This is a genomic window from Neisseria dentiae, assembly GCF_024580525.1.
In the GTDB taxonomy this organism is placed as follows: domain Bacteria; phylum Pseudomonadota; class Gammaproteobacteria; order Burkholderiales; family Neisseriaceae; genus Neisseria; species Neisseria dentiae_A.
The window spans coordinates 14,502-27,571 of the sequence record NZ_JANIKQ010000016.1; the positions used below are offsets into that span (position 1 = coordinate 14,502).

Sequence of the window (13,070 nt, forward strand, 5' to 3'; positions counted from 1 at the left end):
TAGGGCGTGCAGTCAGAAGGCTGCACTGAAACGTAACAGGCCGTCTGAAAACATACCGCAACATCCCAACAAAAAAGGATTCCGCATGAACCCCTTGCAAGACAAAATCATTCTGGTAACCGGCGCATCGCAAGGCATAGGCGAGCAAGTGGCCAAAGCCTACGCCGCCGCCGGCGCCACCGTAGTGCTGGTGGCGCGCCACCAGAAAAAGCTCGAAAAAGTATACGACGACATCGTTGCCGCCGGCGGCCCCGAACCGTTTGCCATCTGCTTCGACCTGCTCACCGCCGAAGAAGCCGAGTTCGACCGTTTCGCCGCCACCATTGCCGAGGCCACCGGCAACCGCCTCGACGGCATCGTGCATTGCGCCAGCTATTTCTATGCCCTCTCGCCGCTCGACTTCCAAACCGTGGCCGAATGGGTAAACCAATACCGCATCAACACCGTTGCCCCGATGGGGCTGACCCGCGCCTTTTTCCCGCTGTTGAAAGAATCGCCCGACGCTTCGGTGATTTTCGTGGGGGAAAGCCACGGCGAAGATCCGAAAGCCTATTGGGGCGGTTTCGGCGCTTCGAAAGCCGCGCTGAACTATTTGTGCAAAGTGGCCGCCGACGAATGGTCGCGCTTTCCCAACCTGCGCGCCAACGTGCTGGTGCCCGGCGCCGTCAACTCGCCCCAGCGCATGAAAACCCACCCCGGCGAAGCCCGCAGCGAACGCAAAAACTACGAAGACATCATGCCGCAGTTTGTGTGGTGGAGCAGCCAAGAGAGCAAAGGCCGCAGCGGCGAAATCGTGTATTTGTAGCCATACCGCAGGGCGTGTTGTCAGAAGGCTTGTGACAACACGCCCTAAGCTTTCCGACGGCAAAGGCCGTCTGAACGCCGCCCGCTTTTCAGACGGCCGCCGCGATTTCTTTTATAATCCCGCTTTTCACCAACCACTTCTCCGAACCATGATGCCGCGCGTACTCGTTCTTCAGCACTCCGCCCTTTCGCAATGCGATTTAAGCGTTTTAAACACCCTAGGGCTGCCGCCTGCCGCCGTAAACGGCAGCGTTTTGCGTATTCACGTTACCGAAACTTTCCGGCTGCCCGAAGCCGCCGCCGCAGAACTTAACCGCCAACGCATCGACCATGCCGTTCTGCCCGATTTGGCCTTTGCCGATTTGGGGCTGATTGTGAGCGATATGGATTCCACCCTGATTACCATCGAATGCGTGGACGAAATCGCCGCCGGAGTCGGCCTCAAAGCACAGGTGGCCGAAATCACCGAGCAGGCTATGCGCGGCGAATTGGATTTCGAGCAGTCGCTGCGCCGCCGCGTTGCCTTGCTGGAGGGTTTGAACGAACAGGTTTTGCAACAGGTTTATGAGCAAATACTGCAACTTTCGCCCGGCGCCGAATACCTGCTGGCCGAATGCAAAAAACACGGCGTGGCGTTTTTGCTGGTGTCGGGCGGCTTCACGTTTTTCACCGAACGCCTGCAACAGCGGCTGGGCTTTGAATACCAACACGCCAACGTATTGGAAATTTCAAACGGACTCTTAACCGGCAAACTCACCGGCAGAATCATCGATGCCCGAGCCAAAGCCGAACTGTTGGCCGAATACCGCGAAAAACTGGGACTGGCCACCCATCAGGTGGTTGCCATGGGAGACGGTGCCAACGATATCCCCATGCTGCTCGAAGCCGGTACGGGCATCGCCTACCACGCCAAACCGAAAGCGCAGCAGCACGCCGACGCCTGCATCAATTTCGGCGGCCTCGAAGCCGTGCGCGGCTGGTTCCGCTGACAGATGCGGACGGCGGGTTAAAGCCCGTACTTTCAACCTGAGCCATCATGCGCGGACTTGACTCAAGTATGACAACGATTGGGGATTTCAGACGGCCTGAAATCTTTACGAAAATACCCTAAGGCCGTCTGAAAACTTAATGTGGATATACGGTTTCCAGTAAAATCTACCCGTCATTACCGGGCTTGGCCCGGCAATACAGCGCCGGATGTTTCTGAAATATCCGCCTTTCGCCTGAACAACAAATACTGGATTATCGGGTCAAGCCCGATAATGACGGGATCAAACGTTTCAGACGGCCTAAACAACTTGCAAAACCCACAGGCCGAGACCTTCGCAAAATTCGTTTAGGCCGAGACCTTTGCAAAATTCGTTTAGGCCGTCTGAAATATCCGATTATCGTCATTCCCGCGTAGGCGGGAATCCAGTCGTTTTTTTTCGTAAGTTATTGAAATAAATACTTGATGGTTTTAAGGCTGGATTCCCGCCTACGCGGGAATGACGAGATTTTAAGCATTTCAGACGGCCTTAAGGGTATTTTTGCAAAGGTCTCAGGCCGTCTGAAAGAAAAACCGCACTTTCCCGATTCGGAAAAGTGCGGTTTTCTCTTATCTCGTTTTTTAAAACGCTGCCGGCCTATTAACCCTCCACCACGCTCGCTTGGGCGGCGCTGCTTTTCAGGCCGGCAATGGCGGCTTCGCGGCCGGCTTCGTCGGCATACATCATGCTGGTGCCGATAATCTGGCCGTTGGCGGCTTTCAGGTTGAAATAAAGTTTGCCCGAAGCGCTGGTTTTCAGCTCGTAGCGCGCATCGTTGCCTGCGTTGTTACGCACGGATTCGATGCCGTTTTGCGCCGAAGCCTTGCTGCCGTATTGCTCGCTGCGCAGAATGGTTTTGTCGTCGCCGTCCACAAAATTGAAGTGGAATTCGCCGGAATCGCTTTTTTTCAACTCAAAAGTTGCCATTTGCAGTCTCCTTCTCTATTTCTGTTCAAAGAGTTTTGGGGTTAGGCTAAATGCTCTTAGTCGCTTACTATAATTACCGCCCCGCCCGCTTGTCAATACGCATACCGCACCCCATGCAGCTTGGATTCTGGCCGCTTCTTTCAGACGGCCTTATCCTGTTTTCCGAAAGGCCGTCTGAAAACTTATTCGAGCGCTTCGTTCAATTTTTTTTCGATTAAATCGGCATCAAACGATTTGGCAATCAGCTCGAAACGGCTGTCGCGCCGCCATGAAACCTGGCTGGCACCCCATTTGCCGTCCACCCAGTTGAGCCACACCCAGGTGCCCATCACCTGAAACACGCCTTTGGCGCGCACCAAGCCTTCGGCAAACTTGGGTAAGTCGTTGAAGAAATTGGTGAGCCTCTCGCCGTCGAAATCTTTTCCGGCGGGAAAGGTAAAGCCTTGCGACTGAAAACCCATGGTGTTGTCGGGCAGCACTTTGATGCGGTAGCGCGGTTTTTCGATAACGGGAATGTCGAGCCAGGCAATGTCCATGCGGGCGTTTTCCACTTCTACCACTTTGGCTTTAGGCGGGAACAGCTTGGCGGCATTTTCGCGGAACTGCTCCAGTTCTTCGGGGGTGCACAAATCGGTTTTGCTCGCCACCAAAACGTCGCACACGCCGATTTGGTCTTTATAAAGCGCCTGTTGCGCATAATCGGGGTTGATGAACTGGCGCGGATCGACCACGGTAAACACGGTGGCGATTTCGAGCTGCTCCTGCAACGGTTTGACTTTCAAATCGTCAATCACGCTGGCGGCGTGCGCCAAGCCGCTGGCTTCTATCATCAGGCGGGCGGGTTTGGCGTCGCGCAGCATTTTCTGCACGGTCGTGCCCAATTGCGCGCCGGCGGTACAGCACAGGCAGCCGCCGGCAATTTCGGCTACGGGGATGCCGTTATCGCTCAATACGGCGCCGTCGATGCCGATTTCGCCAAACTCGTTCACGATAATCACCCATTTTTCGTTAGGGTCTTTTTGTTCCATCAGGCTTTTGAGGGCGGTGGTTTTGCCGGTGCCCAAAAAGCCCGAAATCAGGTGCACTTTGGTTTTGTTTACTGGCATTTTTTGCAGGTTCCTGTTAAAACAACGTGTTCTTCTTTCAATGCAAAGCCGCTGGCGGCCACGCCTGCCCGCAACGCCGCCCATTCTTGGCTGAGGGTTTGTTCGTCGACTGCGCCGCACTCGGTGCACACTAAAATAAAGGCGCTGTGGTGCGCGGCTTCGCCGTGCCCGTGGCAATGGTCGCTGCAATCATGCTGCGCGTGGCTGCACAGCACATAACCGTTTACCGCCGCCACTTTGTGCAAAACGCCCTGCTCCGCCCAAAAATCCAAGGCACGGTAGGCGGTGGGCGGGGCAACTACACTTTCGCTCTGCTGCTGCATTTGCGAAAGCACGTTATAGGCTTTAATCACACCGGTTTGCTGCAAAATAATATCCAGCACCTGTTCGCGCAATGCGGTTACCTGCACGCCGTCGTGCTTGGCTTGGGCAAGGATTTTCTGTTTCGTGGTCATAAGCGGCTTTCAGACGGCCTTAATCTTAAGGGGATAGGTTATATTATAACTGTGTTATCCGTTAGAAGTGAAAGGCCGTCTGAAAACTTGCGTTTCAGACGGCCTTTGGTTTCCATTTGGATATTAATGGGAATTCAAGGCAAGCCGACAGTACATAGCCAGCATTAGATTGAGATCAACCGTGCAAAGCGCGTTTGTCCACCGCCAAAGAAGCTTCGTGCAACACTTCCGACAACGTCGGATGGGCATGAACGATACGGGCGATATCTTCGCTGCTGGCTTTAAATTCAAGGCTGGTTACACCCTCGGCAACCAACTCGCTAACCATCGGGCCGATCATGTGCACACCGAGAATACGGTCGGTTTTTGCATCGGCCAACACTTTGACCGTGCCCTTTGCCTTACCCAAACCTAAAGCGCGGCCGTTAGCGGCAAAGCCCGAAGTGCCTTTTTTATAATCCACACCCTCCGCTTTCAACTGCTCTTCGGTTTTACCGACCCACGCGATTTCGGGGTCTGTATAAATAACGAACGGAATGGTGTTGAAATCCAAATGCGGCTTTTGGCCAGCGATGCGCTCGGCCACGGCCACACCCTCATCGCTGGCTTTGTGTGCCAGCATCGGGCCGCGTACCACATCGCCGATTGCCCAAACATTGGGCAGATTGGTGCGGCACTCATCGTCCACTTTAATGAAGCCGCGCTCGTCTTTTTCCAAACCTACCGCCTCGGCATTCAAGCCTTCGGTGTTCGGAATGCGGCCGATGGAAACAATCAGTTTGTCAAACGTTTCTTCTTTGGCCTGACCGCCAACTTCGTAAGCAACGGTTACGCCTTTTTTGCTGTTTTTGATTTCATTCAACTTCACGCCCAGCTCGATAACCAGTCCCTGCTCTTTGGTGAAAATTTTAAATGCTTCTTTGGCGATTTGCTGGTCAGCCGCAGCCAAAAACGTGGGCATGGCTTCGAGAATCGTTACTTCGGAACCTACGCGCTTCCAAACCGAACCCATTTCCAAACCGATTACGCCAGAACCGATTACACCCAGCTTTTTCGGCACAGCGGTCAGGTTCAACGCGCCTTCGTTATCCAGCACGTTAACGTTGTCGATATCAATCAAGGGTAACGGGCGCGGCACGGAACCGGTGGCGATAATCACGTTTTTAGCTTCCAGCACTGTTTTTTCGCCCTTGTTATCAACTTCAACCTGCCATAAGTCGCCGTTACGGCCCTTCAACGAACCCTTACCAAATAAACTTTCCACTTTGTTTTTTTGAAACAGAAACTTAATACCGCCGGTCAACTTGGTAACGATAGCATCTTTGCGCTCGATCATTTTAGCGACATTGAATTTCACATTGCCGACGGTGATGCCGTGTTCGGCAAAATCATGTTGTGCGGCATGGTAATGCTCTGAAGACTGCAACAAGGCTTTGGAAGGAATACAGCCCACATTCAAGCAGGTGCCGCCCAAAGCCGGCGCATCGCCTGCTTTGTTTACACCCGCATCGATACAGGCGGTTTTGAAACCAAGTTGCGCAGCACGGATTGCGGCGATATAACCGCCGGGGCCTGCGCCGATAACGACTACGTCGAACTGAGACATGTTTAATCCTTTTCTCTTTATCTGTATGGTGCCGTCTGAAACCATGGGCACTTTTCAGACGGCATAATTATCGAAAGAAGTTTCTGAAAACAAAATTGATAGTGCGAATTGGCCAAACAAACCGGATATTTCCGGAAATTGCCGTGTGGCTTTTTCAGATCTCTTTCTTCAAACTGCATGAATAAGGTTTGAAATCCTCGGCAAGCTGCTTGCTGCCTTTTGTATGCACGCGGATAACGGCTCTCGGGTGTATTTTACACAAAGTGTCACGCGCCAACGGCACGCCTGCTTTATTGCTGCCCAATTGCACACGCTTGCTGAGCAAGCGCCCTTTACCGTCATAGGCCGATACCAAGTATTCTTCCTGATGGGTTGCCGCACAGGCACTTAAAGCCAAAGCGGATAAAAGAAGCAGATATTTCATATTTCCCCCTATCTTAACATTCAGCTGTAACGCTTTTCAGACGGCCTTTCGCATCCGGCCGTCTGAAAACCGCAGATTTTGCGAATTACAGATCAAGCAACAGACGTGCAGGATCTTCCAACAAGTCTTTGATGGTTACCAAAGTCAGCACGGCTTCACGGCCGTCGATGATGCGGTGGTCGTAAGAAAGCGCCAAATACATCATCGGACGCACCACTACTTGGCCGTTTTCTACCACGGCACGCTCTTTGGTGGCATGCATGCCCAAAATGGCAGACTGCGGCGGGTTGATGATGGGTGTGGACATCATCGAACCGAATGTACCGCCGTTGGTGATGCTGAACGTGCCGCCGGTTAAATCTTCCAATGCGATTTTACCGTCTTTGGCTTTTACGGCGTAATCGACGATGGCTTTTTCAATATCGGCGATGCTCATTTGGTCTGCATCGCGCAGAATCGGCACAACCAAGCCGCGCGGGCTGCCGATAGCGATGCCGATATCGAAATACCCGTGGTAAACGATATCGTTGCCGTCTACAGAAGCATTGACAACCGGGTATTTTTTCAGCGCGGCCACGGCGGCTTTTACGAAAAACGACATAAAGCCCAACTTAACGCCGTGCTCTTTCTCAAATTTTTCTTTGTATTTATTGCGCAAATCCATTACCGGCTTCATGTTTACTTCATTAAAAGTGGTAAGAATCGCGTTTTCTTGCTGGGAAGCCAGCAAACGCTCGGCTACGCGGGCACGCAGACGGCTCATCGGCACACGCTGTTCAGGGCGCGCACCGGCAGGCACCGGAGCGGCAGGTGCTGCGGCTGCGGTTTTGGGAGCTGCGACGGCATTCTGCACGTCTTCTTTCAACACCCGGCCGTCACGGCCGGAGCCTTGTACGCTACCGATATCTACGCCTTTTTCGGCAGCCAGTTTGGCGGCCGCCGGCATCGCTACGCCGGCTTGCGTATTGGAAGCAGGAGCTTGTGCTGCGGGAGCGGCGGCTTGCTCTGTTGCCGGCGCAGAAGCACCGGCTTCGGCTTTGGCTTCGGTATCGATTTTGGCCAGCAGCTGCTCGGCCACAACGGTTTCGCCGTCTTGGGCAACAATTTCAACCAAAACACCCGCTTGCGGCGACGGCACTTCCAATACAACTTTATCGGTTTCGACATCAATCAGGATTTCGTCGCGTTCAACGTATTCACCCACTTTTTTATGCCAAGACATCAAAGTGCCTTCAGATACGCTTTCAGACAAAACGGGTACTTTTACTTCAACAATCATTTTATTCTCCGGTGGTGTGAGGCCGTCTGAATAATCAAATCGGTTTCAGACGGCCTTAAATGGTTTAGCTTAAAGTCATTGCATCTTCAACCAGCTGTTTCAACTGGGCAACGTGTTTGCTCATATAGCCGACTGCCGGCGACGCGCTGGCCGGGCGGCCTGCATAACCCAGCTTCTGCTGTTCGCCCAAGATTTTTTCGATACGGTGGCGTAATTGGTGGAAAGCGCCTTGGTTGCGCGGTTCTTCCTGCGACCACACCACATCTTTAGCGTTGGGGTATTTTGCCAGCTCTGCCTGAACTTCTTCATACGGGAACGGATACAGCTGTTCCACACGCACAATGGCAACATCGTTTTCCAGCCCGCGCTCCGCACGGCCAGCCGCCAAATCGTAATAAACCTGGCCGGCACACAGAATAACGCGTTTTACGCTACCGTTATCGGCGCGCTCGACCGTATCGCCGATAACCGGACGGAAAGTCGAACCTTCGGCGAAATTTTCCAGCGGGCTCATTGAATCTTTGAAACGCAACAAGCGTTTAGACAAGAAGATGACCAAAGGTTTACGGTATGAACGCAAGGCTTGGCGGCGCAAAATATGGAACATCTGCGATGCTTCAGACGGCATCACAATCTGCATATTCTGCTCGGAACACAATTGCAACCAGCGTTCCAAACGTGCCGAAGAGTGCTCGGGACCTTGGCCGTCATAACCGTGCGGCAGGATGGTAGTCAACCCGCACAAGCGGCCCCATTTGGTTTCGCCTGAAGAAATAAATTGGTCGATAACCACTTGCGCGCCGTTGGCAAAGTCGCCGAACTGCGCTTCCCAAATAGTGAGTTTATCGGGCGCCGAGCAGGCAAAGCCATATTCGTAGGCCATAACGGCTTCTTCGTTCAAGATGGAATCAATCACCAAGAAGTTTGCTTGGTTTTCCGCCATATGGCGAAGCGGAATATAAGCACCCGCATCGCTTTTCTCACGGTTTTGATCGTGCAAAACCGCATGGCGGTGTGAGAATGTGCCGCGTCCAGAATCCTCGCCGGAAATACGCACGCCCGTGCCATTGGTTACCAGCGCCGCGTATGCCAGCGTTTCCGACATACCCCAGTCTATCGGCTGTTCACCCGCCGCCATTGATTTACGCGCCTCCAATACGCGTTTTGCAGTATTGTGCAAAGCGAAGCCTTCAGGCACTTCGGTAAATTTGTCTGTCAAGCGTTGGATATCCGCCGCCGATAAGCCGCTTTCCACTTGCTCGCGCCAGTCTTGGCCTTGGTATTTTGACCAATCCACACGGTGTTTGCTTTCATAGTCGGTGAGGCGTGTTTGCTCGACGTGCTCGCCTTTGTCCAAAGCATCACGATAGGCTTGGATAAAGCTTTCTGCCTCTTCCGCTTTAATCACACCTTCAGCCAGCAGTTTATCGGCATATAGTGCGCGGGTACCGGGATGCTTGGCAACCTTTTTATACATCATCGGTTGAGTCAGCGTGGGATCATCGCCCTCGTTATGGCCGAGCTTGCGGTAACAAACCAAATCGATAACAACGTCTTTATTAAATTGCTTGCGGTAATCCAACGCCGCCTGCACCACGAAGCATACGGCTTCCGGGTCATCGCCGTTCACATGGAATACGGGGGCTTCCACCATTTTGGCAATATCTGTGCAATACACAGTAGAGCGCACATCGCGGGTATCGGATGTGGTAAAGCCGATTTGGTTGTTAATAACCAAGTGGATGGTACCGCCGGTGGTATAGCCGCGTGTTTTGGAGAGGTTGAACGTTGCTTGGTTTACACCCAAGCCGATAAAGGCGGAGTCGCCGTGAATCAATACCGGCAACACCTGGTTTTGGCCGCCTTCTCCGCGACGGCGCTGTTTTGCCCGCGTCGAGCCTTCCACCACCGGATTAACGATTTCAAGGTGAGAAGGGTTGAATGCCAACGTAACGTGTACTGCGCCGTTGGGCGTAGCAATATCCGAGCTGAAGCCCATGTGGTATTTTACGTCACCGCTGGGGAGTGTGGCAGCCGCACGGCCTTCGAATTCCGCAAACAAATCTCCGGGCTTTTTACCCAACGTGTTCACCAATACATTCAGACGGCCCCTGTGCGCCATACCGATAATCACTTCTTCGATACCGTCTTTTCCGGCGTTCTGAATCAGGTAGTTCAAACCTACAATCGAGCTTTCCCCACCCTCGACCGAGAAGCGTTTTTGGCCGACATATTTGGTATGGAGATAACGCTCCAAAGTTTCTGCCGCAGTTAATTGTTTGAGAATATAACGCTTTTCATCGGCATCAAATTTGGGGGTAGATAAAGAACCTTCAAAATAATTGCGAATCCAACGACGCTCTTCAGTATTGGCGATATACATATATTCAATACCGATATGACCGCAATAAGTCTGTTTCAACTTGCTGACAATATCAGACAGGGTCATTTTATCGCTGCCGGCAAAGTCCCCTTCACCCACGCTGAACTGTACCGCCATATCGGCAGCATCCAAACCGTGGAATTTGGGGTCTAAAGCATCAATGTTTCTGGGAGGCATACGCTGGAGCGGATCAAGCTGTGCCGCGCCTACGCCTTGGATACGGTAAGCAGACATCATGCGCAAAACGCCGACCTGCTTTTTCATCATACTTTCATCCAAACCGCCCGAAATGGCAGCGGTTGCTCTGTTTTTAGCCAGATTGGCGAATGATTCCTGGATCGGGCGGTGCGGAACATCGCGCTCTGCCGCTCCCGGTTGTGCGGCAAGGTCGCTAAAATATTGTTTCCATTTATCATCCACAGAATTCGGATCGTTTAGGAAATTTTCGTATAACTCTTCAATGTAAGGTGCGTTTGAACCAAATAAATATGAAAAATTGAGCTTGTCTTCCATCATGGGGATTGCCCTTTGCCTGTATAAAATAAAGAGTAGAATTTCTTATTTTCAAAACATAGCCAAAGGCCGTCTGAAAATACGTTTATTCTACTCTTTGCATTTTAAGTTTGCTAATGTTTTCTATGTTGATTTTCAAGTAATTTAATTACAAAGCATACCCCGAAAACCTAAACCGTTCATATTTAAATTTACAGGGCACGCCGTCATTAACGCTTATCAACAGGAACGAAGTCGCGGCGTGCTGCACCTGTATACAACTGGCGCGGACGACCGATTTTCTGATTCGGATCACTAATCATTTCATGCCAATGGGAAATCCAGCCGACGGTGCGCGCCAACGCAAAAATAACAGTAAACATAGAAACCGGAATGCCTAATGCAGACAATACGATACCTGAATAGAAGTCCACATTCGGATACAGTTTGCGCTCAACAAAATAAGGATCGTTCAGCGCGATTTGTTCCAATTCCATAGCCAGCTTGAATTGCGGATCGTCCTCCAAGCCAAGCTCTTTCAGCACTTCATAACACGTTTCGCGCATAATGCTCGCACGCGGATCCATATTGCGGTAAACACGGTGACCGAAGCCCATCAAGCGGTATTTACGCTCTTTCACACCTTCCATGAAGGCCGCAACATTGGATACATCGCCGATTTCATCAAGCATTTTCAGCACTGCTTCGTTTGCACCGCCGTGGGCAGGTCCCCACAAGCTGGCAATACCGGCAGCGATACATGCAAACGGATTGGCACCTGAAGAACCGGCCAAGCGCACGGTAGAGGTGGAGGCATTTTGTTCGTGATCAGCGTGCAAAATAAAGATACGGTCAAGCGCACGAACCAATACCGGATTCGGCGTGTAGCTCTCACACGGAGTAGCAAACATCATGTGCATAAAGTTTGCCGTGTAAGAAAGATCGTTGCGCGGATAATTAAACGGCAGGCCGTTTGAATAACGGTAACACATTGCCGCAATTGTCGGAATTTTTGAAATCAAGCGGTAAATGGCAATCTTGCGGTGCTCGGGATCTGAAATTTCCAAGCTGTCTTGATAGAAAGCCGACAACGCTCCCACTACACCCACCATCATGGCCATGGGGTGGGCATCGCGGCGGAAACCGCGGAAGAACCACGTTAATTGTTCGTGCACCATAGTGTGGTGCATAACGGTATCTTCAAACTTAGCTTTTTGCTCTGCTGTCGGCAGCTCGCCGTAAATCAGCAAATAACAGGTTTCTAAATAATCGCTGCTTTCAGCCAACTGTTCAATCGGATAACCGCGGTAATAAAGCTGGCCTTTATCACCATCAATAAACGTGATTTTCGATTCGCAGCTGGCGGTAGATACAAAACCGGGGTCAAACGTAAACATGCCAGTACCTTTGGTAAAGGTACGGATATCGACCACATCCGGGCCTAAAGTACCTTCCAACACCGGCAATTCCAGCGTATCTTTACCTTCGGCCTGCAATTTTACTGTTTTAGACATCTCTTGCTCCTTATATTTTTCTATTGGGATCAGACTCGGCGCATTGAATTTACGCAACCCGGTCCTGCGGTTTTCAGACGGCCCGATAACACTCAGGCTCCCCTGATTTTTTCCAGAAGAGGAAGAAAACGGGCATCGGTTGTTTCTTCTTTTTGGTTAACCAGAGCCAAAAACTCTTGGTCGGGTAATTCCAAAATATCCACAAATACCGCCAGTTCCTCATCGCTGAGATTCTGGAATTCTTTATCCATGAACCGCCCGAGCACAATATCGAGCTCAAGCAGCCCACGACGGGTTTGATAACGGATTCTGCGTTTGGCAGCTTCGTCGAAAACAGGCATATTAAACTGCTCGCTTCAACATGATTTCTTTAATCTTACCGATAGCCCTGGTCGGATTCAAGTGTTTCGGGCATACGTCAACGCAGTTCATAATCGTGTGGCAACGGAACAACCGGTAGGGATCGTTCAAATTATCCAAACGTTCATTGGTAATCGTGTCACGGCTGTCCGCAATAAAGCGGTAAGCATTCAGCAAGCCTGACGGTCCCACGAATTTGTCTGGGTTCCACCAGAAAGACGGGCACGCCGTTGAACAACAGGCACACAAAATACACTCATACAAACCATCCAGCTCTTTACGCTCTTCCTGAGTTTGCAGGCGTTCGCGATCAGGAGCCGGGGTATCATTGACCACATACGGCTTAATAGAATGGTATTGCTTGAAAAACTGCGTCATATCAACGATTAAATCACGGATTACCGGCAAGCCGGGCAACGGGCGGAGTTTAATCGGCTGTTTCAAACTGCGGATATCCGTTAAACAAGCCAAACCGTTCTTACCATTGATATTCATGCCGTCTGAACCGCAAATACCTTCGCGGCAAGAGCGGCGGAACGACAAGCTGTCGTCCATTGCTTTCAGCTTCACAAGAGCATCCAGCAGTTTTACGTCGGTAGGTTCGATTTCAAGCTCGTAATCTTTCATATACGGCTTGGCATCTACATCAGGATTGTAGCGATACACCTGAAAACGTACTTTTTCCATGTGCT

12 protein-coding genes are annotated in these 13,070 nt (G+C 51.5%); 2 read left to right on the forward strand and 10 right to left on the reverse strand.

Going from position 1 to position 13,070, the window contains the following annotated elements; all coding sequences use genetic code 11:
* Positions 1-85 precede the first annotated feature (85 nt).
* Positions 86-805: an SDR family oxidoreductase gene (locus NQ012_RS09780; protein WP_257067431.1), complete on the forward strand. Its 720-nt coding sequence runs from the start codon at positions 86-88 to the stop codon at positions 803-805.
* Between the two features lie 151 nt (positions 806-956).
* Entirely contained in the window at positions 957-1,793 is an 837-nt protein-coding gene (serB, locus tag NQ012_RS09785; protein ID WP_257067473.1) for a phosphoserine phosphatase SerB, read from the forward strand.
* Between the two features lie 639 nt (positions 1,794-2,432).
* Here serB and NQ012_RS09790 read toward each other — a convergent pair.
* The 10 genes from NQ012_RS09790 to NQ012_RS09835 form a co-directional block, all read right to left on the reverse strand.
* The gene (locus tag NQ012_RS09790) at positions 2,433-2,759 is read right to left on the reverse strand and encodes a YegP family protein (RefSeq protein ID WP_257067432.1); all 327 of its coding nucleotides are present in this window, start codon (positions 2,757-2,759) and stop codon (positions 2,433-2,435) included.
* Between the two features lie 182 nt (positions 2,760-2,941).
* Entirely contained in the window at positions 2,942-3,865 is a 924-nt protein-coding gene (locus NQ012_RS09795; protein ID WP_257067433.1) for a CobW family GTP-binding protein, read from the reverse strand.
* The gene (locus NQ012_RS09800) at positions 3,856-4,320 is read right to left on the reverse strand and encodes a Fur family transcriptional regulator (RefSeq protein WP_257067434.1); all 465 of its coding nucleotides are present in this window, start codon (positions 4,318-4,320) and stop codon (positions 3,856-3,858) included. Before NQ012_RS09800 ends, NQ012_RS09795 begins: the two co-directional genes overlap by 10 nt.
* Before the next feature lie 175 nt (positions 4,321-4,495).
* A complete protein-coding gene (gene lpdA, locus NQ012_RS09805; protein ID WP_257067435.1) occupies positions 4,496-5,926 on the reverse strand; it encodes a dihydrolipoyl dehydrogenase in 1,431 nt (476 codons plus the stop codon).
* Between the two features lie 154 nt (positions 5,927-6,080).
* A complete protein-coding gene (locus tag NQ012_RS09810) occupies positions 6,081-6,350 on the reverse strand; it encodes a hypothetical protein (RefSeq protein ID WP_257067436.1) in 270 nt (89 codons plus the stop codon).
* 85 nt (positions 6,351-6,435) lie between these two features.
* Positions 6,436-7,629 (reverse strand): 2-oxoglutarate dehydrogenase complex dihydrolipoyllysine-residue succinyltransferase, encoded by a 1,194-nt coding sequence (odhB, locus tag NQ012_RS09815; RefSeq protein WP_257067437.1) that lies wholly within the window; start codon positions 7,627-7,629, stop codon positions 6,436-6,438.
* Between the two features lie 64 nt (positions 7,630-7,693).
* Entirely contained in the window at positions 7,694-10,528 is a 2,835-nt protein-coding gene (locus NQ012_RS09820) for a 2-oxoglutarate dehydrogenase E1 component (protein ID WP_257067438.1), read from the reverse strand.
* A gap of 206 nt (positions 10,529-10,734) precedes the next feature.
* Complete coding sequence (gltA, locus tag NQ012_RS09825; RefSeq protein ID WP_085364739.1) at positions 10,735-12,018, reverse strand: citrate synthase; 1,284 nt, start codon at positions 12,016-12,018, stop codon at positions 10,735-10,737.
* A 92-nt stretch (positions 12,019-12,110) separates the two neighbouring features.
* Positions 12,111-12,359 (reverse strand): FAD assembly factor SdhE, encoded by a 249-nt coding sequence (locus NQ012_RS09830; RefSeq protein ID WP_085364738.1) that lies wholly within the window; start codon positions 12,357-12,359, stop codon positions 12,111-12,113.
* A gap of 1 nt (position 12,360) precedes the next feature.
* Entirely contained in the window at positions 12,361-13,065 is a 705-nt protein-coding gene (locus NQ012_RS09835; RefSeq protein ID WP_085364737.1) for a succinate dehydrogenase iron-sulfur subunit, read from the reverse strand.
* Between the last annotated feature and the right edge of the window lie 5 nt (positions 13,066-13,070).